19 protein-coding genes and 1 pseudogene are annotated in these 20784 nt (G+C 70.2%); 6 read left to right on the top strand and 14 right to left on the bottom strand.

The window, feature by feature from the left end; genetic code table 11:
- The 3 genes and pseudogenes from E3T48_RS14400 to E3T48_RS17445 all read right to left on the bottom strand — a co-directional run.
- Window positions 1-1033: pseudogene (locus E3T48_RS14400) on the bottom strand (hypothetical protein); the annotation flags it as partial.
- Window positions 1033-1581, bottom strand: coding sequence for an orotate phosphoribosyltransferase (gene pyrE, locus E3T48_RS14395; RefSeq protein WP_134524725.1), 549 nt, complete (start codon window positions 1579-1581; stop codon window positions 1033-1035). The gene pyrE and the pseudogene E3T48_RS14400, both read right to left, overlap by 1 nt.
- Window positions 1582-1645: 64 nt before the next feature.
- Window positions 1646-1768, bottom strand: coding sequence for a hypothetical protein (locus tag E3T48_RS17445; protein ID WP_255455840.1), 123 nt, complete (start codon window positions 1766-1768; stop codon window positions 1646-1648).
- 136 nt (window positions 1769-1904) lie between these two features.
- Between E3T48_RS17445 and E3T48_RS14390 the strand changes: the two genes are divergently transcribed.
- On the top strand, window positions 1905-2843 hold the full coding sequence (locus E3T48_RS14390; protein WP_134524724.1) for a LysR family transcriptional regulator: 939 nt from the start codon (window positions 1905-1907) through the stop codon (window positions 2841-2843).
- Between the two features lie 67 nt (window positions 2844-2910).
- Here the strand turns inward: E3T48_RS14390 and E3T48_RS14385 are convergent, their stop codons facing one another.
- From E3T48_RS14385 to E3T48_RS14340, 10 genes are all read right to left on the bottom strand, one after another.
- Window positions 2911-4410, bottom strand: coding sequence for a CoA-acylating methylmalonate-semialdehyde dehydrogenase (locus E3T48_RS14385; RefSeq protein ID WP_134524723.1), 1500 nt, complete (start codon window positions 4408-4410; stop codon window positions 2911-2913).
- A gap of 223 nt (window positions 4411-4633) precedes the next feature.
- Window positions 4634-5956, bottom strand: a complete 1323-nt coding sequence (locus E3T48_RS14380; protein WP_134524722.1) for an aspartate aminotransferase family protein — start codon at window positions 5954-5956, stop codon at window positions 4634-4636.
- Window positions 5957-6077: 121 nt separating this feature from the next.
- A complete protein-coding gene (locus E3T48_RS14375) occupies window positions 6078-7229 on the bottom strand; it encodes an ABC transporter substrate-binding protein (protein WP_134524721.1) in 1152 nt (383 codons plus the stop codon).
- An 84-nt stretch (window positions 7230-7313) separates the two neighbouring features.
- Window positions 7314-8123 (bottom strand): ABC transporter permease, encoded by an 810-nt coding sequence (locus E3T48_RS14370; RefSeq protein WP_134524720.1) that lies wholly within the window; start codon window positions 8121-8123, stop codon window positions 7314-7316.
- Window positions 8120-8959 carry an ABC transporter ATP-binding protein gene (locus E3T48_RS14365; RefSeq protein WP_198417681.1) on the bottom strand — a complete coding sequence of 280 codons (840 nt, stop codon included), beginning with the start codon at window positions 8957-8959 and terminating at the stop codon, window positions 8120-8122. The genes E3T48_RS14370 and E3T48_RS14365 overlap by 4 nt, the downstream gene beginning before the upstream one ends.
- Window positions 8960-8988: 29 nt before the next feature.
- A complete protein-coding gene (locus E3T48_RS14360) occupies window positions 8989-9894 on the bottom strand; it encodes an ABC transporter permease (RefSeq protein WP_241986838.1) in 906 nt (301 codons plus the stop codon).
- Entirely contained in the window at window positions 9891-10907 is a 1017-nt protein-coding gene (locus E3T48_RS14355; RefSeq protein ID WP_134524719.1) for a TIGR03842 family LLM class F420-dependent oxidoreductase, read from the bottom strand. Before E3T48_RS14355 ends, E3T48_RS14360 begins: the two co-directional genes overlap by 4 nt.
- 10 nt (window positions 10908-10917) lie before the next feature.
- Window positions 10918-12363 (bottom strand): dihydropyrimidinase, encoded by a 1446-nt coding sequence (gene hydA / locus E3T48_RS14350; protein WP_134524718.1) that lies wholly within the window; start codon window positions 12361-12363, stop codon window positions 10918-10920.
- Window positions 12360-12620 (bottom strand): hypothetical protein, encoded by a 261-nt coding sequence (locus E3T48_RS16845; RefSeq protein ID WP_166789753.1) that lies wholly within the window; start codon window positions 12618-12620, stop codon window positions 12360-12362. Before E3T48_RS16845 ends, hydA begins: the two co-directional genes overlap by 4 nt.
- A 61-nt stretch (window positions 12621-12681) precedes the next feature.
- Window positions 12682-13560, bottom strand: coding sequence for a nitrilase-related carbon-nitrogen hydrolase (locus E3T48_RS14340; RefSeq protein WP_134524717.1), 879 nt, complete (start codon window positions 13558-13560; stop codon window positions 12682-12684).
- A gap of 192 nt (window positions 13561-13752) precedes the next feature.
- Here E3T48_RS14340 and E3T48_RS14335 point away from each other — a divergent pair, with 192 nt between their 5' ends.
- Window positions 13753-15123 (top strand): aminotransferase-like domain-containing protein, encoded by a 1371-nt coding sequence (locus E3T48_RS14335; RefSeq protein ID WP_134524716.1) that lies wholly within the window; start codon window positions 13753-13755, stop codon window positions 15121-15123.
- A 90-nt stretch (window positions 15124-15213) separates the two neighbouring features.
- Here E3T48_RS14335 and E3T48_RS14330 read toward each other — a convergent pair whose 3' ends face one another.
- Complete coding sequence (locus E3T48_RS14330) at window positions 15214-15846, bottom strand: HNH endonuclease family protein (RefSeq protein ID WP_134524715.1); 633 nt, start codon at window positions 15844-15846, stop codon at window positions 15214-15216.
- A gap of 657 nt (window positions 15847-16503) precedes the next feature.
- Here E3T48_RS14330 and E3T48_RS14325 point away from each other — a divergent pair.
- From E3T48_RS14325 to cofD, 4 genes are all read left to right on the top strand, one after another.
- Complete coding sequence (locus tag E3T48_RS14325; protein ID WP_134524714.1) at window positions 16504-17532, top strand: putative F420-0 ABC transporter substrate-binding protein; 1029 nt, start codon at window positions 16504-16506, stop codon at window positions 17530-17532.
- Window positions 17533-17665: 133 nt separating this feature from the next.
- Window positions 17666-18721, top strand: coding sequence for a putative F420-0 ABC transporter permease subunit (locus tag E3T48_RS14320; RefSeq protein WP_174844179.1), 1056 nt, complete (start codon window positions 17666-17668; stop codon window positions 18719-18721).
- Window positions 18712-19659, top strand: coding sequence for an ABC transporter ATP-binding protein (locus E3T48_RS14315; protein ID WP_134524713.1), 948 nt, complete (start codon window positions 18712-18714; stop codon window positions 19657-19659). Before E3T48_RS14320 ends, E3T48_RS14315 begins: the two co-directional genes overlap by 10 nt.
- Window positions 19656-20753 carry a 2-phospho-L-lactate transferase gene (gene cofD / locus E3T48_RS14310; RefSeq protein ID WP_134524712.1) on the top strand — a complete coding sequence of 366 codons (1098 nt, stop codon included), beginning with the start codon at window positions 19656-19658 and terminating at the stop codon, window positions 20751-20753. Before E3T48_RS14315 ends, cofD begins: the two co-directional genes overlap by 4 nt.
- Window positions 20754-20784 lie beyond the last annotated feature (31 nt).

Raw genomic sequence — 20784 nt, 5'->3', positions numbered from 1 at the left:
GGCCACCGCCGGGACCGCGGCGGCGCACGGGGGCGGCAGGGCCGGCTGCACCGGCGGATGCCGCGGCAGGTCCCGCCGGGATGGCGACGGTGGGTGCCGCGCTCGGAGCCGCAGTCGGTTGGGTCGGCGTCGGCTGCTGGTCAGTCCTGGCCGCGTTCGCCAGCCTGCGAGCATGGCGGGTCTCGGGCTGGTCTGCTGCGGGCTGGTTTGCGCCGGGACTCGTGGCGGCGACCTGGGTCGAGTCCGGCTCGGTTGACAGGGCACTGGTCGGCGCGGGCTCGGGGGTCGGTGCAGGAAGCGCGGCGGGCACTGCCGCCGGGGCCTCACTCTCCAGCGGAGCAGGTGCGGCGTCGCTCACCCGGAACCGGCGAAGCGCGGGGGCGGGAACCGGCTCCGGCGGCGACGTTGCGGCAGCCGGTGCGGCGTGTGCGCCGTCACGGAGCGCGGCTGCGGTCTCCTCGGGGGTCGGCACGAGGGGAGACAGGGCCGGGGTCGTCCACCACGGTGCCGGCTCGAGGTCGGCCTCGGAGCGGGACGCCGGAACAGCGGGAGCAGGCGCGACGACCGCAGGCCGCTCGGGCGCAGGCGCCTCGGGACGGACGGTCGCTTCGGGGATGAGCGGGGTGTGCCCGACAGTCCGGGCGGGGGTCAGGTCGGCGGGCGTGAGGTCAGCGGGCGGTGCGGGCGTGAGCGGATCGGCCCGATGGCCGGCTCCGACTCCGGGCTCCGGGGCACGGCCGGGACGCGGCGCCGTGGCAGCCGGGGAAGGCGCGGGGGTCGCCGGGGACGCGGCGGGAGTCGCGGCATCCGTCGACGCCACGTGCGGGTCGGTCTCCGTGGTGGGCTTGAGGCCCCAGAGGAAACCGACCTCCTTCGGGGCAGTGTCCTCAGGCGGGGCGGCGGTCGCCTTCGGGCCGCGTGGAGTGCCCTTGCGGGGGACGAACTGGTCGGGGCTGGCGGGCTTCGCTCCGCCGCCCAGTTGGGACGCGAGCCAGTCGACGCCGTCTTCGCCCTGTCCGTCCTTGTCCGGCATCAGCGGAGCCCCAGGTCCTCAAGGCCGATGGCGGCGTAGTAGGGGTAGCCGGCCGCTTCGATCACTTCGCGCGCGCCGGTGTCGCGGTCGACGACCACGGCGACACCGGCGATGATCGCGCCGACCTTTTTCAGCGCCTCGATCGCGGCGAGCGGGGATCCGCCGGTCGTGGAGGTGTCTTCGAGCACGATGACGCGCTTGCCCGCAAGGTCGGGACCCTCGACCTGTCGGCCGCGGCCGTGGTCCTTGGGTTCTTTACGCACGACGAAGGCGTCGTAGGCGAGTCCTCGGTTGACCCCCTGGTGCAGGATCGCGGCGGCGACGGGGTCGGCGCCCATGGTCATCCCGCCGACGGCGGACACGTCAGGGATCTCAGCGATGAGATCGAGCATGACCTGGCCGATCAGCGGGGCAACCCGGTGGTCGAGGCTCACCTTGCGGAGGTCGACGTAATAGGTGGCCTTCTTGCCGCTGGTGAGGGTGAAATCACCGTGGAAGACGGCCTCGGCCGAGATGTGGTCGATGAGCTGCTCGCGAGTGTCTTTCACAATCCAACTTTAGGCCATCGGCCGGTCAGCGGGATCGTGGATCCTGGCCGGGAGCTCCGGCTGCTCAGAAGATGCGAACGAGCTTGCGCTCTGGCAGACGGCGGTAGCCGTCCTTCTGCACGTCGACGACGACGGCGGCAACGGAGGAGAGAACGATGAGAACGAGAACGGCGAGGAGAACGAACACGGTCGTACCTTTCGTGAATGGGGGGTTGTGTCGGGGAGACGGAGGCACCATTGCACGAGTTCGACGTGTTAATTCGACCACGACAAACAGTGCAGCACAATCGCATTGTTCTGCAATAAGTGTGAAGCTTAGCTACATGGATGTGCAGAGGCTCGAATTGCTCAGGGAATTGGCCGAACGCCGCAGCATCACTGAGGTCGCGCGGGCAACGCACCGTACGCCCTCGGCCGTCTCGCAGCAGCTCAAGGTGCTCGAACGGGAAGCCGGCCTGCCGCTCACCGAGCGCAGCGGCCGCGGCCTCATCCTGACGGATGCCGGGCGCGCGCTGGCCCGCAGCGCGACCGATGTCGCGGTCGCGCTCGCCCGGGCGAACGCGGTGTGGGACGAGTTCCGGCACCACGCCACCGGCGAGGTGAGCCTGGTCACCTTCCCGACCGCGGGCGAGATGCTGCTGCCGGGGGCGCTGCAGCAGATCGCGGCCGTACCCGGGCTGATTGTGAACTGCACCGACAAGGACCCGGAGCTCAGCGACTTCCCGGCCCTCACCGCCGACTTCGACATCGTGCTCGCCTACAGCCTGCGCGGACAACTGCCCTGGGGCGGGCGGGGACTCACCGTGGTCCCGCTGATGACCGAGCCGCTCGACGTGGGCCTGCCGGCAGACCACCGCCTGGCCTCCCGGGCCTGGATCGGACCGGCCGACGTGGTCGGCGAGACCTGGATCGGCGCGCCGGACGGCTACCCGTTCGAACGCATCCTGCACCAGATCGAGCAGCAGGGCGGCGGCCGGGCGTTGGTGGCGCAGCGGTTCGCGGACATGCGCCTGATCGAGGCGTTCGTGATGGCCGGGCTCGGCATCGCGCTCGTGCCGCGCTACACCTGGGGCGGCGACCAGCCGGGCAGGCTCACGCTCAAGCCGCTGCGAGGGGTCGATGCCGAACGGCAGATCGTGGCGCTGATGCGCCCCGATCGGGCCGAACGCCTGGCGGTGCGCACGGTCGTCGACGTGCTGCGCGCCGAGGCCGCTCGGGTGCAGGCCGAGCACACCTCGACCGCCCCACCCTCCTCCCCCTAACCTCCCGCCCCCAGTCCGCGAAAGACCGGGGTGTGGGAGGAGAGAGGGAAAGGGGGGATGCCGGGGGCTAGGCGTTGTGGGGGAAGCCGAGGTTGATGCCTCCATGGCTGGGATCGAGCCAGCGGCTGGTGATGGCCTTTTCCCGGGTGTAGAAGGCGATCCCGGCCGGGCCGTACGCCTTCGCGTCGCCGAAGAGGGAGTCCTTCCAGCCGCCGAACGAGTGGTACGCCACGGGCACCGGGATCGGCACGTTGATGCCGACCATCCCGACCTGCACCTCGTTCTGGAAACGCCGGGCAGCGCCGCCGTCGTTGGTGAAGATCGCGGTGCCATTGCCGTAGCGGCTGCGGTTGATCAGGGTGAGCCCCTCCGTGTAGCTGCCGACCCGCACGATCGACAGCACCGGGCCGAAGATCTCGTCGAGGTACACGGCCGAGGAGGTTGTGACCCGGTCGAACAGGGTCGGGCCGAGCCAGAAACCGGATGCGTCACCGTCCACCTCGATGCCGCGCCCGTCCACGACCACCTCGGCCCCGTCGGTGCGGGCCACCTCGATGTAGGAGGCGACCTTGTCCCGGTGAGCCTTCGTGATCAGCGGCCCCATGTCGCAGCCGCGCATGCCATCACCGACCTTGAGCCCCGTGAGCCGTTCGGTGATCTTCGCGACCAGTTCGTCGGCGACCGGTTCGACGGCCACCACGACACTGATCGCCATGCACCGCTCACCGGCCGAGCCGAAGCCTGCGTTGACGGCGGCATCCGCCGCCAGGTCGAGATCGGCATCCGGCAGCACGAGCATGTGGTTCTTGGCGCCGCCGAGGGCCTGGACGCGCTTGCCGTGGTGCGCCGCCGTCTCGTAGATGTATTTCGCGATCGGAGTGGAGCCGACGAAGGAGATCGCCTGCACGTCGGGGTGCACGAGCAGGGCGTCGACCGCTTCCTTGTCCCCGTGCACGACGTTGAGCACGCCGGCGGGCAGGCCGGCCTCGGTCATCAGGGCGGCCATCCAGTTCGACGCCGACGGGTCCTTCTCGCTCGGTTTGAGCACCACGGTGTTGCCCGCCGCGATCGCGATCGGGAAGAACCACAGCGGCACCATCGCCGGGAAGTTGAACGGGCTGATGATGCCCACCACGCCGAGCGGCTGGCGCAGCGTGTAGACGTCAACGCCGGTCGACACGTTCTCCGAGTACTCGCCCTTGGTCAGGTGCGGCATGCCGAGGGCGAACTCGACGACCTCGAGGCCGCGCGCGATCTCGCCGAGGGCATCCGAGGTCACCTTGCCATGCTCGGCGGTGAGGATGTCGGCCAGCTCGCCCTTGCGCGCGTTGAGCAGCTCGCGGAAGCTGAACATGACGCTCTGGCGCCTGGCCTGGGACGTGTCCCGCCACGCAGGGTAGGCGGCCTGCGCCGAGGCGACGGCGGTGTCGACGTCGCCGGTGCCGGCCAGGCGCACGTTCCTGGCGACGACGCCAAGGGCCGGGTTGAAGACGGGCGCGGTGCGGGTGGAGCTGCCGTCGAACGGCGCCCCGTCGATCCAGTGGGTGATTACGGGTAGATCAGTCATTGTTCTTCGTTTCTCTTCGTCGAGGGATTGGTGGGGTCAGGGGTGTCGGGGGTTGGTCTCGACAGGCTCGACCACCGGGAGGACAGCGATCGGACGCGTCGGGGGTTGGTCTCGACGGGCTCGACCACCGGCGGGGCTCGACCACCGGCGGGGCTCGACCACCGGGGGCTCGACCACCGGGGGGGCTCGAGCCTGTCGGTGATCGAGCCTGTCGAGATCCCGGTCAGGCAAGGAGGTCGAGGCCGAGGACCTCGTCGTAGATGGCGAGCGCCTCGGCGACCTCGTCGTCGGTGACCACGCAGGGCGGCACGACGTGGATCCGGTTGTCTGCGAGGAAGGGCAGGAGATTGCGGGCGAGGAGCTCGGTCTTGATCCGGCCCATCACGACGCCGCTGAGCGGCGCGCGGGTGCCCTGGTCGGCGACGAGTTCCAGCGCCCAGAACACGCCCTCGCCGCGCACCTCGCCGATGATCTGGTGTTTCTCCTGCAGCGCAGCGAGGCCGGGCGCGAGCCGGTCTCGTCCGATCCTGGCGGCGTTGGCGACGATGCCCTCGTTCTCCATCGCGTCGAGGGCGGCCACGATGGACGCCATCGCCAGCGGATGCCCGCTGTAGGTGAGTCCGCCGGGGAAGACCGTGGTCTCGAAGTCGTTCGCGATCGACTCGGAGATGATCACGCCGCCGGTGGGCACGTAGCCGGAGTTGACGCCCTTGGCGAAGGCGATCAGGTCGGGGGTCACGTCGTAGCCTTCGAAGGCGAACCACCGCCCGGTGCGCCCGAAGCCGGCCATCACCTCGTCGAGGATCAGCAGGATCCCGTAGCGGTCGCAGAGCGCGCGCACCCCGGCGAGGTAGCCGGGCGGCGGCACGAGCACCCCGGCCGTGCCGGGGATCGATTCGAGCAGCACGGCCGCGATCGTGGTCGGCCCCTCGCTCTGGATCACGCGCTCGAGGTGGCGCAGCGCCCGCTCCGACTCCTGCTCGGGCGTCGTCGCCCAGAACTCGCTGCGGTAGAGGTACGGGCCGAAGAAGTGAACGTGGCCGCGCGCGAATTCGTTCGGGATGCGCCGCCAGTCGCCGGTCGCGACGATCGCCGCCCCGGTGTTGCCGTGGTAGGAGCGGTAGCTGGAGAGCACCTTGTCCCGCCCGGTGTGCAGCCGGGCCAGCCGGATCGCGTTCTCGATCGCATCCGCCCCGCCGTTGGTGAAGAAGACCTTGTTGAAGCGGGCAGGGGCGCGGTCGACGATGCGTTTGGCCGCCTCGCCGCGCATCAGGTTCGCGGCCGACGGCGCGACCGTGGCGAGCGTGCCGGCCTGGTCGATGATGGCCTGGGTGACGGCCGGATGCTGGTGGCCGATGTTCACGTTGACGAGCTGACTGGAGAAGTCCAGGTAGCTGCGCCCGTCGTAGTCCCAGACCCGGGAGCCCTGGCCGCCCGCGATCACGAGCGGTGTGAGGGCTGCCTGCGCCGACCAGGAGTGGAAGACGTAGGCCCGGTCCAGCTCGTAGGCAGGGTCGTTCAGGCTGGCGGAGGTGGTGTCATTCACGAATATCGTGTCTTTCTCTGCGTTGAGTGAAGGAAATGCGTGGAGTGAAGGTTTCGGGACGCGGGGGCCGGGCGGCCGGTTGACCGCCCGGCCCTGTGCAGTGAGGAGCGGTGGGGCGAGCCTACTTGCCGCCCTCGGTGAGCGTGACCGTGCTCGGCTTCCAGTCTGCGCCCATCACGTCGACGCCGTCCGCCTTCAGCTCGTCGAGCGCCTGCTGCACGTACTCATTCGAGTACGCGGTCGTGGGCGGTTCGGCGGTGATGATGGTGGCGCCGGTCTCGTTCCTGGTGTTCATCGCGATGTCGACGGTGTTCTTCCAGGCGGCCGCATCGATCAGGCCGACCCCGTTCGTGGACGGCCAGATCAGCTTGTTGACCTCGTTGGTCATCCAGAGCTGGTGGCCGGCGGGCAGCTGCGAACCGGCCGCGGTGACGATTCCGGCGGCCTTGTCCGGGTCGGTTGCCGCGTAGATCCAGCCCTTGATCGACGCCTTGATGAACTTGACCGTGTTGGCGGCGTAGTCCTTGTCGGAGGCGAGCTTGTCGGCGTCGGCCCAGATCGCATCCTGGAGCCTGGCCGTGCCCTCGTCGTTCCAGTCGATCACGTTGAGGTCGGCCGGCTGGTAGAGCTCGCCCGTTTTCGGGTTCCTGGTCTCGAGCACCTGGGCGTACTCGTTGTAGGTCATGGCCTGGGCCGCGTCGATGTCCCCGGAGAGGAACCCGTTCATGTCGAAGGCCTGCTGCACGAGATTGATGTCGCCCACCTGCACGCCGCTCTTCTGCATGCCGGCGAAGAGCTCCCATTCGTTGCCGTAGCCCCAGCTGCCGACGTTCTTGCCCGTGAGGTCGGCCGGCGACGTGATGCCCTTGTCCTTGAAGGAGATCTGGGTGGTGGCGCTGCGTTCGAAGATCTGCGCGACATCGGTGATGTTGGCGCCCTGCTCGATCGAGCCGAGCACCTTGGGCACCCAGGAAATGGCGTAGTCGGCGTCGCCGGCCGCGAGGACGTCCTGCGGCACGATGTCCGCGGCACCCTCGGCGATGGTGACATCGAGGCCCTCGTCCTCGTAGAAGCCCTGGTCGACGGCCGCGTAGTAGCCGGCGAACTGGGCCTGGGCGACCCATTGCAGCTGCAGGGTGATCGGAACGAGGTCGCCGCCGGGACCCGAGGTCGATCCGGTCGACGCGGTCCCGGTGCTGCAGCCGGTGAGGACGAGGGCGCTGCTGGCGGCGAGGGCGCCCAACGCGCCCAACCATCGTGTGCTGTGGTTCATGTCTACCTCCGTGAAGTGGTTGCCTGACTCTGCTGTGGATGGTGCATCGTGGTGCATCGACCGCCGCGCGCACGCGGCGGACGCCTATCCGCCTGACCGGCGGCTGACGAGCTTCTCGACGATGAGCGCTGCGGAATAGAACAGGAGGCCGAGCAGGACCCCGCCGAGCACGTACGCCCAGGCCAGTCCGTAGTTGCTGCTCGACGCCGACGACGTGATCGACTTGCCGAGGCCGCCGACCGGGCCTCCGAAGTACTCGGCGATCAGGGCGGAGATGACGGCAAGCGAGGAGGCGATCCGCAGGCCCGTGAAGACGAACGGCAGTGCGGTCGGCAGGGTCACGGTGCGGGTGGCCTGCCAGCTCGTGGCCGCATACGACCGCATCAGGTCGCGGTGCACCGGGCGCACCTGACGGAGCCCCTTGAGGGTGTTGAAGTACACGGGCACGAATACGGCGAGCGCCGCCACGAACTGCCGGGCGGTCTCGGCGCCGGCGCCGTACATCGTGTAGAGCACCGGGGCGAGCGCCACGATCGGCACGACCGCGATGGCAGCCACGATCGGCGCGGCCATCTCGTCGAGCAGCCTTACGAGCGCGGCGAGGACGGCCAGCAGCACCCCGAGCACGGTGCCGATCAGGAGCCCGACGAGGGCGTTCCGGCCGGTGGCGAGCATCCCGTCGGCCACGTTCTGCAGGTTCGCGCCGAACTGGTCGGCGATCGCGAGCGGCCCGGGCAGGATGAACGGTTTGATGGCCAGCAGGGTGACCGCCCCCTGCCACAGCAGTACCACGGCGAGTCCGAGCAGGATCGGCGCCAGCACGGTGCGGACCGGCCCGGTCGGCGCCTGGCCGGCCGCTCCGGCGCCGCCCGGTCGAACGGATGCCTGGCTCATTGGGTCGCGGCCCCCCTGGCCCCGGCCGGGGCCTCTCCGTGCAGCAGCTCGCGCACCTGGCTCACCGCGCGGAAGAACTCCTCGTCCTCGCGCAGGGTCTCGCCGCGCTCCCCCGGGTTGCCGAGCCCGACCCGGAGCACATCCCGGATGCGTCCCGGCCGCGGCTCCAGCACGACGACCCGGTTGGAGAGGAAGACGGCCTCGGGGATGGAGTGGGTGACGAAGACCACGGCGGCGCTCGTTTCGCCGCAGATCCGGACGAGTTCGTTCTGCATCCGCTCCCGGGTCATCTCGTCGAGCGCGCCGAACGGTTCGTCCATCAGCAGCAGGCTCGGGCTCTCCGCCAGCGACCGGGCGATCGCCACCCGCTGCTGCATGCCGCCGGAGAGCTGGTCGGGGTAGTGGCCGGCGAACTCCGACAGCCCGACCAGCTCGATCAGCTCGGCCGCGCGGGCGCGACGGGCCGCCCGTCCGGCGCCGTGCAGTTCGAGCGGCAGCTCGATGTTGCCGGTGACGGTGCGCCAGGGCAGCAGCCCGGCCTGCTGGAAGGCGATGCCGTAGTCCTGGTCGATCCTGGCCTGCCTGGCCGGTTTGCCGAAGACCCGGATCTCGCCGGTGGTCGGGGTGTCGAGGTCGGCGATCAGCCGCAGCAGGGTGCTCTTGCCGCAGCCGCTCGGCCCGATCAGCGAGACGAATTCGCCCGGCGCCACGGTGAGGCTGACATCGTCGAGGGCCGTGACGGATGCCCCCTTCCGGCCGGCGAACACGCGGCTCACCCCGCGCACGTCCACGGCCAGGCTCGCGGCCCCCGCGCCGGGCACCGGACCGGCGTTCACGTCTGGCGTCGCATTCCGTCCCAGCCCGCTCACGCCGCGACCTCCCCGCGCCGGAACCGGCGGAGGCCCCGCCCGATCAGCCCGACGAACCCGGCGGCGACGAGCCCGACCAGCACCGAGCCGAAGATCGGCGCCCAGGGTTTGCCTGGGTCGCCGCCGGCCGCGCCGGCGTATTCGACGATCAGTCTGCCGATGCCGCCGCGCAGCCCGATCGACACCTCGGCGACGACGCTGCCGATCACGGCGCTGGCCGCGGCGAGGCGCAACGCGGGCAACAGGTAGCCGACGCTCGCCGGCAGCCGCAGCCGCCAGAGGGTCTTCCACCAGCCGGCCGAATAGCAGTGCATCAGGTCGACGTGGTTGGCGTCGGGTGAGCCGAGGCCCCGGAGAGCGCCGACCGAGACCGGGAAGAAGGCGAGGTAGGAGGCGATCAGGGCCACCGACATCCAGCTCTCCCAGCTGAACGCGCCGAACTGGATCTGGGCCCCCCAGCGCCGTACGAGCGGGGCCAGGGCGATCAGCGGAACGGTCTGGCTGAGGATGATCCAGGGCAGCACGGCCGCCTCGGCCAGCCGGAACCGCTGCATCAGGAGCGCGAGCGCGAGGCCGACGGTGACGCCGACGAGCCAGCCCACCGTGGAGATGCCGAGGGTGAACAGGGAGGCGTCGAGAACGGCCCGCCAGAGCGGCACGGCGCCGCCGGCGCCGGTGACCGGTTCGAGCGCGCGCCCGGCCATCACCCAGAGGTGCGGCATGGCCAGGTCGCTGGTGCGGGGCAGCACGGTGACCCCGGCGAGCACGACGCCGCCCGCCGGGCCGAGCAGCTTGTACAGCTCCCAGATCCCGGCGAGCAGCACCAGGCCGAGCGCGCCGACGACAAGCCGGCGCGCGGGGAGCGGGCCGCGGCGGGAACGGGCGGGGACGGCCGTGGTCACAGCTTCGCCACGATCGGGTCGGTGAGAGCGGGGATCACGGTCTCGCCGTAGACGCGCAGGGTCTCCTCCTTGTTGTCGTGCTGGAGGTAGCCGGCGAACTGGTCGACCCCGAGTTCCTTGAGGGCCTGCAGCTTCACGATGTGGTCCTTCGAGGTTCCGAGGAGGCAGAACCGGTCCACGATCTCGTCCGGCACGAAGTCGGCGTGCGTGTTGCCGGCGCGGCCGTGCTGGTTGTAGTCGTAGCCGCTTCGGCCGGCGATGTAGTCGGTGAGGGCCTTGGGCACGAGGGACTCGGTGCCGTACTTCGCGACGATGTCGGCGACGTGGTTGCCGACCATTCCGCCGAACCACCGGCATTGGTTACGCATGTGCTCCCAGTCGTCGCCGATGTACATCGGCGCTGCGACGCAGATGGAGATCGACGCCGGGTCGCGTCCCACGTTCGCGGCGGCATCCCGCACCGTGCCGATCATCCATTCGGCCACGTCGAGGTCGGCCATCTGCAGGATGAAGCCGTCGCCGACCTCGCCGGCAAGCTTGAGCGCGAGCGGGCCGTAGGCCGCCACCCACACCTCGAGGCTGGAGCCCGTGCTCCACGGGAACCGGAGGGTGGCGCCGTTGTGCAGGACCGCGCGGGAATTGGCCAGCTCCCGGATGACGTGGATCGATTCGCGCAACGTCTTCAGGGTGGTGGGCGCCCCGTTGGTGACCCGCACCGCGGAGTCGCCGCGGCCGATGCCGCAGATGGTGCGGTTGCCGTACATCTCGTTCAGGGTGGCGAAGGTCGACGCCGTCACGGTCCAGTCCCTGGTGGCCGGGTTGGTGACCATCGGCCCGACCACGATCTTGCGGGTCTCGGCGAGGATACGGCTGTGGATCACATACGGCTCCTGCCAGAGCAGATGCGAGTCGAAGGTCCAGACGTGGCTGAAGCCGTGCACCTCGGCGAGCTGGGCGAGCTGCACGACGCGCGCCGACGGCGGGTTGGTCTGGAGTACTGCTCCGAAGTCCATTTGGTCCGCCCTAGATCAGGTACTGGCTCAGGCCGCGCTTGACGAACCGACCGTCACCCTTGGCGCCGAGGTAGCTGTTGCCCTCGATGACGACCTTGCCGCGGGAGAGCACGACGTCGACGTGACCGTCGATCTCGTAGCCCTCCCAGGCCGAATGGTCCATGTTCATGTGGTGGCTGCGCCCGGTCGGCTCGCCGAACTCGTCGGTGCCGTAGCCGATGGACGTGTGGCCGTCAGGGTCGTAGACGACGATGTCGGCATCCGCTCCGGGCTGGATCACGCCTTTCTTCCCGTAGAGGCCGAACATGCGTGCCGGCGTGGTGGAGGTGATCTCGACCCAGCGTTCGAGTGAGATCCGGCCGGTGACCACGCCCTGGTAGAGCAGGTCGAGGCGGTGCTCGACCGAGCCGATCCCGTTCGGGATCTTGGAGAAGTCGCCGAGGCCCAGGTCCTTCTGGCCCTTCATGCAGAACGGGCAGTGGTCGGTGGAGACCAGTTGCAGGTCGTTGGTGCGCAGGCTCTGCCAGAGGTGGTCCTGGTGCCCTTCGGCTCGGGAGCGCAGCGGGGTGGAGCACACCCATTTGGCGCCCTCGAAGCCGGGGGCGCCGAGGTTCTCCTCGAGCGAGAGGTAGAGGTATTGCGGGCAGGTCTCGCCGAAGACGTTCTGGCCCGTGCCCCGGGCGGCCGCGATCTGGGCGACGGCCTGTTTGGCACTGACGTGCACGACGTAGAGCGGCGCCCCGGTGAGGTCGGCGAGCATGATCGCCCGGTGGGTGGCCTCCTCCTCGAGCTGCCAGGCGCGGGCGACGCCATGGTAGTACGGGTCGGTCTTGCCTTCGGCGAGCAGCTGGCCGACGAGCACGTCGATCGCCGGTCCGTTTTCGGCGTGCATCATGGTCATCAGCCCGGTTTCGGCCGACTTCTGCATCGCCTTGAGGATCTGCGCGTCATCGGAGTAGAAGACCCCCGGGTAGGCCATGAACAGCTTGAAGCTGGAGACCCCCTCGGCGAGCAGCCCGTCCATCGCCTGGAGGGAGTCCGCATTGAGGTCGCCGATGATCTGGTGGAAGGCGTAGTCGATCGCGCAGTTGCCTGCGGCCTTCTCGTGCCACGCGGCGAGGCCGTCGAAGACGCGCTGGCCGTAGCTCTGCACGGCGAAGTCGATGATCGTGGTCGTTCCGCCCCACGCGGCCGCGCGGGTGCCGGTCTCGAAGGTGTCGGATGCCGCGGTGCCGCCGAACGGCAGCTGCATGTGGGTGTGCGCGTCGATCCCGCCCGGGATCACGTACTTCCCGGTCGCGTCGATCACCCGGTCGACGCCGGAGGCCAGGTCGGCGCCGAGGAGCCGGGACCCGGGTGCCAGCACCGCGGCGATCGTCTCGCCGTCGATGAGCACGTCTGCCTGCACGCGGCCGGTGGCGCTGACCACGGTGCCGTTTCTGATCAAGGTTTTCATCGCCCGTTCCCGTCCTGGATGTTCGTGATGTCGACTTGGTTCATGATTTCGACAGGCTCAATCACCGACCGGTGGTCGAGCCCGCCCGGTGGTCGAGCCCGCCCGGTGGTCGAGCCCGTCGAGACCCTCGCCCCGGTGGTCGAGCCTTGCCCGGTGGTCGAGCCCGTCGAGACCCTCGCCCCGGTGGTCGAGCCTGTCGAGACCCTCGCCCCGGTGGTCGAGCCTGTCGAGACCCTGATCTCGACAAGCTCGATCACCGACAAGCTCGATCACCGACACGCTCGATCACCGGGATCTCGACAAGCTCGATCACCGGGCTCAGGGTTCGACGATCGGCTCGTAGGAGTCGGGGCGGCGGTCGCGGTAGAACTGCCACGAATTTCGCACCTCCCGGATGACGCCGAGATCGAGGTCGCGGATCACGATCTCCGTGGCATCCGTCGACGCCACCTCGCCGACGTAATTGCCGCGCGGGTCGACGAAGTAGGAGCTGCCGTAGAAGGTGACCGCCTCATCGCCGAACTCGCGGCTCTCGGTGCCGATGCGGTTGTTCGCGCCGACGTAGTACTGGTTGGCGACCGCGGCGGCCGGCTGTTCGAGCTCCCAGAGCCGGTTGGAGAGGCCTGGCTTGGTGGCCGAGGGGTTGAAGACGATCTCGGCGCCGTTCAGGCCGAGCACGCGCCAGCCCTCCGGGAAGTGCCGGTCGTAGCAGATGTAGACGCCGATCCGACCGACCATGGTGTCGAAGACCGGGTAGTCGCCGTTGCCGGGGCGGAAGTAGAACTTCTCCCAGAACTGGGGCAGGTGGGGGATGTGGTGCTTGCGGTACTTGCCGAGGTAGCTCCCGTCGGCGTCGATCACCGCGGCGGTGTTGTAGAGCACGCCGGGCTGCTCCTCCTCGTAGACGGGGAGGACGATCACCATCTTGTGCTCCGCGGCGAGCTTCTGGAAACGTTCGACCAGCGGGCCGGGAACGGCCTGGGCGTAGTCGTAATACTTCGGGTCCTGCACGATGCCGAAGTACGGGCCGTGGAAGAGCTCCTGGAAGCAGATCACCTGCACGCCGGCCTCGGCCGCCGTGCGCACGAACCCCTCGTGCTTGACGATCATCGACTCCTGGTCGCCGGTCCAGTCGGTCTGGGTGATGGCGGCCCGCACGAGTGTGCGCCCGTCGGTCGTGCTGGTGTCCCCGGTCATCCTTTGCCTCCACATCGAGCTCGGCGCTGAGCTGGCCCAGGGGCCGGGAGACGCAGCGCCGAATCAGTTGAGTCGAATCGGACTGCGTTGTCCGTGTTTGTTATTCTTCGACGTAAACATTTCAGTTCTGTTTCTGTGTGTGACGCACGCGTTAATCATCCTGTCGCCCTGACCAGCCGGAGGCAAGGGGTCATGCAAACCGTTATCGACGAGGTCGAGCACCGCACCCCGGAGGGGATCGCGGCCGCGCTCGGCCGCCTGATCAGCTCCGGCAGGCTCGCCCCGGGCGACCGGCTGCCCACCGTGCGGGCGCTGGCCGCGGCCCTGGCGGTGAGCCCGGCGACGGTCAGCCGCGCCTGGCAGGCGCTCTCCGCGGTTGGGCTGATCGTTTCCCGGGGGCGTAGCGGCACCTTCGTTCTCGACGCTGCTCCCCGCTGGCTGCCGACACGCAGCCAGTCGATGGCCGGCTATCACCGCGGTGCCAGGATCGACCTGTCGAGGGGCACGCCCGACCCCCAGCTCCTGCCCGACCTCGCGCCGGCGCTCTCCCGGGTCTCCCAACGGGCCGCCACCGTGGTGTACCAGGAGCTGCCGGTGATCCCGGAGCTCCTCGCGGTGCTGCGGGAGTCCTGGCCGTTCCCGGCCGAGTCGATCACGGTCGTCGACGGCGCCCTCGACGCCATCTCCCGCAGTCTCGACGTGGTGGCCCGGTTCGGCGACCGGGTCATCGTGGAGGACCCGGGCTTTCCGCCGTTCTTCGACCTGCTCGACCAGCTCGGCATCGAGCGCCTGCCGGTGCCGGTCGACGAGCATGGCATCGTTCCCTCCGCCTTCGCGGCGGCCCTCTCGCGGTCGCCGGCAGCGGTCATCCTGCAGCCGCGCGCGCAGAACCCGACCGGGGTGTCGATGCCGGCCGCCAGAGCCCAGGAGCTGGCCCGGCTGCTCAGCGTGCACAGGCGCAACGCGCAGACCGTCGTGATCGAGGACGACCATTCCGGCGAGATCAGCGTGGCCCCGGACGTGAGCCTGGGCCGCTGGCTGACCGGCCGGGTGCTGCACGTGCGCAGCTACTCGAAGTCGCACGGCCCCGACCTGCGCATCGCCGCGCTCGGCGGGCCGACGGCCCTCGTGGACCGGATCGTGGCCAGACGGATGCTCGGGCCCGGCTGGACCAGCCGGATGCTGCAGTCGATCCTCTACGACCTGCTTACCCACGGTGACAGCATCGCCCAGATCGGCGAGGCACGGCGGATCTACTTCGCCAGGCAGAAGTCCCTGGCCGAGGCGCTGACCGCGCTCGGACTGCCGACCGGGCAGGCGGACGGGATCAACACCTGGCTCCCGGTGGCCGACGAACGGGATGCCATCGTGCAGTTGGCGGCCTCGGGCATCCGTGTTGCCGGGGGCTCACCGTTCCAGGCCGAGGTGCGCCCGGAGGCGTTCATCCGGGTGACCGCCGGCGCCCTGATCGGGGACCCGGCGGAGGTGGCGCTGGCCCTGGCCGCCGTGCTGCGCCGCAGCGCCGGGGCCGTCGGGTCGGAGCCCGCCGCCCGCTGGGCCTGAGTGCCATTCGCCAACGGCCGCGAGAGTGCAGTTTTCGCCCCTTCAGTTTCGCTGTGGGGGCGAAAACTGCACTCTCGCGGGCTCACTCAGTCAGCAGGTGGCGAGCATCGCGTTGATCGCGGCCTTTTCAGCGGAGTCCATCGACAGGCCCCAGCCGTACTTCACGTGCACGACCTGCTTGGCGTAGGTGCAGTGGTACGAGGCCAACGGCGGCTGCCACTCAGCCGCGTCCCGGTCGGATTTCGACGCGTTGACGTTGTCGGTGACCGCGATCAGCTGGCCGTCGCCGAGACTGTTGGCGAACTGCCCACGCTTGGTCGTCGTCCAGGTCGACGCCCCGGATCCCCACGCCTCGGACAGGGCAACGACGTGGTCGATGTCGACGTCCGACGACGCGTAGTTCCAGGCGCCCTCGTAGACCGAGTACCAGCTCCCCGAGATCGCGGAGCACGTGCTGCTGGTCACGACGTTCTCGCCGTCGCGCGCCAGCACGGTCTCCCGCGTGTCGCAACTGCCGGATTGGGTGGCCCAGTGCGGGAAGAGGTCTCGGGAGTACCCGGCCGAACCGGTCTCGACGCGGGTGGGGATCGCGGCCAGCTCGCCAGCTATCGTGCCGAGTGCCGGCGGGTCGGGCGGCGAGGCGAAGGCTGCTGTAGTGCTCAGCTGCGTCGCGACGACGACGAGTGCACCGATCACGAACAGGGCTGGGGATGGACGCTTCATGGGGACTCCTCGGTTCGGCCGCGAACCGAAAGCCTCGATTCGGTGGCTCGTCTCGATCCTGTCGTGCGGCGGATGGATGCCGCAGGCCCCTTCTGGTGAACGGCCGGCATCCGTCGAACGCGCCGGGAGCCGCCGAACCGAGAGTTCGGCCGCCTTCCCAGGGGCGAACGGATGCTCAGCTCACTTCTTGGCGACGGGTTCGGTGGGTTCGGGCGGGCGGGTTCTCCTCGTGGCGCAGGTCGTGGAAGCGGGCGAGGGGTATATCGTGCGCCGGCACCTCTATCCTGAGCCGCGAGGCTCGGTCGCCGGGGCAGGAACATCGAAATCACGGCCGACCGACCCAGTGGGAGCAGTCCGCATAACACCCCTCCGTGCCGGTGCCGCCCGGGTCGTCGGCGACAGGCCCCGCCCGGAACAGGATGGGTTTAGGCTTGACGCAGACCGCCGGTTGGCTCTGACCGGTCGCGCCGACCCTGACTTGGGCGGCAGGTCCCCCCACTTACTCCCCCCTCTCCCGCGGCTCCCCCGCTACTCCCCCGCCCCGCCACCCCGTCTCCGGCCGCGAGAGTGCAGTTCTCGCCCCTTCAGCACCGCTGTGAGGGCAGAAAGTGCACTCTCGCGGAAGGGGAGTGGGCGGTTTCGAAACGTGAGGTCTTCATGAACCGTCGAAGTGTTCTTCTTTTCGTCGCAGGCGCGGCATCCGTTGCGTTGGTGCTGAGCGGATGCGCCGGGGCCGGCGGCACCGCCGGCGGGGCACCGACCGCGGGTAGCACGGCGACCGCGGCGGGAGCAACGGCGGGGTACCCTGTCACGCTCGACAACTGCGGCACCCCGGTGACCGTGGCCCAGGCGCCGGAGCGCATCGTCACCATCAAATCGTCGACCACGGAGCTGCTGCTCGCCCTCGGCCTCGGCGACCGCATCGTCGGCTCGGCGTTCCTCGATGGCCCGCTGCCGGCATCCCTGGCCAAGGCGGGCAAGGGCCTCAACGTGGTCAGCGACTTCGTGCCCGGCCAGGAGGCTGTCCTGGCCCTCACGCCCGACTTCGTCTACGGCGGCTGGGAGTCCAACTTCACGGCCGACGGCGTCGGCGAGCGCGGCCAGCTGGGCGGCCTCGGCATCGGCAGCTACGTCTCCCCCGCCGCATGCAAGGGCGCCCGTTACATGCCAGACCCGCTGACCTTCGACTCCGTGTTCGCGGAGATCACCGAGGCCGGCGCCCTCTTCGGCCGCGCGGATGCTGCCGACCGGCTCGTGACGATGCAGAAGAAGGCGCTGGGCGACCTTGCCCCCGCCGGCACGAAGACCACGGCACTCTGGTACTCCAGCGGCACCGACAGTCCCTATGTCGGGGCCGGGATCGGCTCGCCCGCGATGATCATGACGGCCGCCGGCCTGAGCAACGTGTTCGCCGACGTGCGCGACACCTGGACCTCGGTCGGCTGGGAATCGGTGATCGAGGCGAACCCGAGCGTGATCGTGCTGGTCGACGCCACCTGGAACACGGCCGCGTCGAAGATCGCCGCGCTCGAGTCGAACCCGGCAACCCAGGGGCTCGCCGCCGTGCAGGACAAGCGCTACATCGTGCTGCCGTTCGCGTCCACCGAGGCCGGCATCCGCAACGTGGAGGCCGCCGGGTCGGCCATCGACCAGCTGGCCGCGCTCGACAAGCAGAAGACCAAGTAGCCGGGGCTCACCGTGACTGGGGATACCGTGGCTGGGGACGGACGGACCGTGACCGGGGGCACACCGTGACCGGGGGCACACCGTGACCGGGGGCACACCGTGACCGGGGGCACACCGTGACCGGGGGCACACCGTGACCGCAGGCGGACGGACCGTGACCGGCCGGGCCGCGGCGCGCGGGCGCTACCTCGGCCTCGTCGCGGTCTCGGCCCTGGCGCTCCTGTTCGTCTGTGCGGCCGCCGTCGCCATCGGCCCGGCCGACGTGGGGCTCCCGGCCGTCATCGCGAGCGTCGGCGGGCACCTGGGCCTGCCCGGCCTGGCGGATGTCCCGCCGCTGGCCGACTCCATCGTCTGGCAGCTGCGCCTGCCGCGGGTGCTCACCGCGGCCGCTGTCGGCGCGGGGCTCGCGCTCTCCGGCGCCGTGATGCAGAGCGTCACCCGCAACCCGCTCGCCGACCCCTATCTGCTCGGCCTGTCCAGCGGGGCGTCGCTCGGCGCGGTCTGCGTGGTCATCCTCGGCGTCGCCTTCGCCCTGCCGGCAGCGGCGTTCCTCGGCGCGCTCACCGCCCTGGTCGCCACGCTGAGCATCGCCAGGGTCGGCGGCACCATCACCCCCGGCCGGGCGGTGCTCTCCGGGCTGGCGATCGCCCAGCTCGGTGCGGCCGGGACATCCTTCGTCATCTTCTGGTCGGCCAAGGGCGACTCCTACCGGGAGATCCTCAACTGGCTCCTCGGCTCCCTGGCCGGCAGTTCCTGGACCAGCGTGCTCATCTCCGGCGGCGCACTCGTGGTCGTGGGCACCGGGATCGTGCTCGCGGCCACCCGGCTGGACGCGTTCGCGTTCGGCGACACGGCCGCGGCATCCCTCGGCATCAACGTCAACGCCACCCGGTGGGTGCTGCTCGGCGCGGTCGCCCTCCTCACCGGGGCCATGGTCGCCGTCAGCGGAGCGATCGGTTTCGTCGGGCTGATCCTGCCGCACCTCGTGCGGGGGCTGAGTGGACCCGGCCACCGCCGGCTGCTGCCGCTGACCGTGGTCTTCGGCGCGCTGTTCCTCGTCGTGGCGGACACACTCGCCCGCACGGTCTTCGACCCGCGCGAACTGCCGGTCGGCATCATCACCGCGCTCATCGGTGTGCCCGTCTTCATCGCGCTGATCAAGAGCCGGAGGGCCGCGGCATGGGCGTGACGCTCGATCGGGTGTCGTTCCGGATCAACGGAACGGCCATCCTCGACGACGTGTCGGCGCAGCTGCCGACCGGCTCGGTGACCGGGCTGCTCGGCCCCAACGGCGCCGGCAAGTCCACCCTGCTCCGGCTGATCGCCGGCCTCGACACACCGGCGAGCGGCCAGGTCGAACTCGACGGGGCCGCGCTGCACAGCCTGACCCGCCGGGAGACGGCGCGGCGGGTGGCCCTGCTCGAACAGAATGCGGCACCGAGTGTCGACCTGGCGGTGCGCGAGGTCGTGCTGCTCGGCCGCATCCCGCACCGCAGCAGCCTGCTCGGCGGCTTCGGCGGCGAGGAGGACCACCGAGTGGCCGAGGAATCGCTCGCCATGGTCGGCGGCAGCGCGCTGGCGGCCCGACTGTGGCACAGCCTCAGCGGCGGGGAACAGCAGCGGGTGCAGATCGCCAGGGCACTGGCGCAACGCCCGAGCCTGCTGCTGCTGGACGAGCCGACCAACCACCTCGACGTGAGCGCCCAGTTGGGCCTGCTCGGCCAGGTGCGGGAACTGGGGCTGACCGCGATCATGGCCCTGCACGACCTGAACCTCGCGGCCGCGTACTGCGACCGGATCCTGCTGCTGCACCGCGGACGGCTCGTTGCGGCCGGCAGCCCCGCCGAGGTACTCGTTCCGGAGACCATCGCCGAGGTCTACGGGGTGGCCTGCGACATCGTCGCGCATCCGCGGGGCGGGCATCCGGTGATCGTCTTCTCCCCGGCCGCGGAAGAGCCTCGTCCGCCCGTCGAATTCGACGGGGATTTTCGTTCATCGGGCCCGGTAGAGGCCAAAAACCGCAATCCGAAGCAAAATCTCCGTCGAATTCGACGGGGCCGACCCGTGGGGCGGACCGTGAGGGCTGAGCTGGAGGATCCAGACCCGACGAAGGAAGCATCCGCATGACACGCATCACCGTCTTGGCCGGCGGAATCGGCGGCGCCAGGTTCACCCGCGGCCTGCTGCACCACCTGGCCGCCACCGCCCCCGACACGGCCGTTTCCGTGATCGTGAACACCGGCGACGACATGTGGCTCGACGGGCTGCGCATCTGCCCCGACCTCGACACCGTGATGTACACGCTCGGCGGCGGCATCAACGAGGAACAGGGCTGGGGTCGGCCGGAGGAGACCCGGCGCACCTCGGCCGAGATCGCCGCCTACGGTCGCGGCTGGTCCTGGTTCACCCTCGGCGACCTCGACCTGGCCACCCACATCGTGCGCAGCGACCTGCTCCGCGGCGGGGCCACCCTGAGTGAGGCGACAGATTTCCTCTGCCGGCGCTGGCAGCCGGGCGCCCGGCTGCTGCCGATGAGCGACCAGCCGGTCGAGACCCAGGTGCGGCTCGACGCCGCGATCGACGAGCACGGGGCCGGCGACCTGATCCACTTCGAGGAGTGGTGGGTGCGCTACCGCGCCCAGGTCGACGTCACCGAGTTCGTGCAGGTCGGCCTCGAGCACGCCGCCCCGGCCCCCGGGGTGCTCGCCGCACTCCTGGACGCCGACCTGGTCATCCTGCCGCCCTCGAACCCGGTCGTCTCCGTGGGCACGATCCTGGCCGTCCCCGGGATCCGCGACGCGCTCCGCGGCACCTCAGCGCCGGTTGTGGGGGTGTCGCCGATCATCGCCGGTTCCGCCGTGCGCGGCATGGCCGACGCCTGCCTCCGCACGATCGGAGTCGAGACCGCGGCCGAGGCCGTCGGCCTGCACTACGGCTCCCGCGCCTCGGGGGGCGTGCTCGACGCGTGGCTGGTGGACGAGACGGATGCCGCGGCGCTGCCCGCGCTGGCGGCCGCGGGCATCCGCTCGGCAGCAGTGCCGCTCTGGATGCGTGACGTGGCGTCGACCGCCCGGATTGCGGCGGACGCTCTCGCCCTCGGGCGCTCCGTCGGCACCGATCGACGCGGCCGGCGCGATGGCCCGGATGGAGATTTTCACGACGCGCCGCGAATCGTGACCGGAAACGCCGCGCCTCGCCAGAAACTCCATCTCGAGCGGTAAGCGCCGGCCGGCGAGGCCGCGCCGAACCGGG

Source organism: Cryobacterium fucosi, from assembly GCF_004403515.1.
GTDB lineage: Bacteria > Actinomycetota > Actinomycetes > Actinomycetales > Microbacteriaceae > Cryobacterium > Cryobacterium fucosi.
Note: the sequence above shows the minus strand (reverse complement) of the source record. Positions and strands in the feature narration are given on the sequence as shown.

What these genes read in the sequence shown, in the direction of transcription:
- E3T48_RS14390 (WP_134524724.1), top strand. Translation starts at nt 1,905, where the DNA reads ATGGATGTGCAGAGGCTCGAATTGCTCAGGGAATTGGCCGAACGCCGC.
- E3T48_RS14385 (WP_134524723.1), bottom strand. Translation starts at nt 4,410, where the DNA reads ATGACTGATCTACCCGTAATCACCCACTGGATCGACGGGGCGCCGTTC.
- E3T48_RS14375 (WP_134524721.1), bottom strand. Translation starts at nt 7,229, where the DNA reads ATGAACCACAGCACACGATGGTTGGGCGCGTTGGGCGCCCTCGCCGCC.
- E3T48_RS14370 (WP_134524720.1), bottom strand. Translation starts at nt 8,123, where the DNA reads ATGAGCCAGGCATCCGTTCGACCGGGCGGCGCCGGAGCGGCCGGCCAG.
- E3T48_RS14355 (WP_134524719.1), bottom strand. Translation starts at nt 10,907, where the DNA reads ATGGACTTCGGAGCAGTACTCCAGACCAACCCGCCGTCGGCGCGCGTC.
- hydA (WP_134524718.1), bottom strand. Translation starts at nt 12,363, where the DNA reads ATGAAAACCTTGATCAGAAACGGCACCGTGGTCAGCGCCACCGGCCGC.
- E3T48_RS14340 (WP_134524717.1), bottom strand. Translation starts at nt 13,560, where the DNA reads ATGACCGGGGACACCAGCACGACCGACGGGCGCACACTCGTGCGGGCC.
- E3T48_RS14335 (WP_134524716.1), top strand. Translation starts at nt 13,753, where the DNA reads ATGCAAACCGTTATCGACGAGGTCGAGCACCGCACCCCGGAGGGGATC.
- E3T48_RS14330 (WP_134524715.1), bottom strand. Translation starts at nt 15,846, where the DNA reads ATGAAGCGTCCATCCCCAGCCCTGTTCGTGATCGGTGCACTCGTCGTC.
- E3T48_RS14325 (WP_134524714.1), top strand. Translation starts at nt 16,504, where the DNA reads ATGAACCGTCGAAGTGTTCTTCTTTTCGTCGCAGGCGCGGCATCCGTT.
- E3T48_RS14315 (WP_134524713.1), top strand. Translation starts at nt 18,712, where the DNA reads ATGGGCGTGACGCTCGATCGGGTGTCGTTCCGGATCAACGGAACGGCC.
- cofD (WP_134524712.1), top strand. Translation starts at nt 19,656, where the DNA reads ATGACACGCATCACCGTCTTGGCCGGCGGAATCGGCGGCGCCAGGTTC.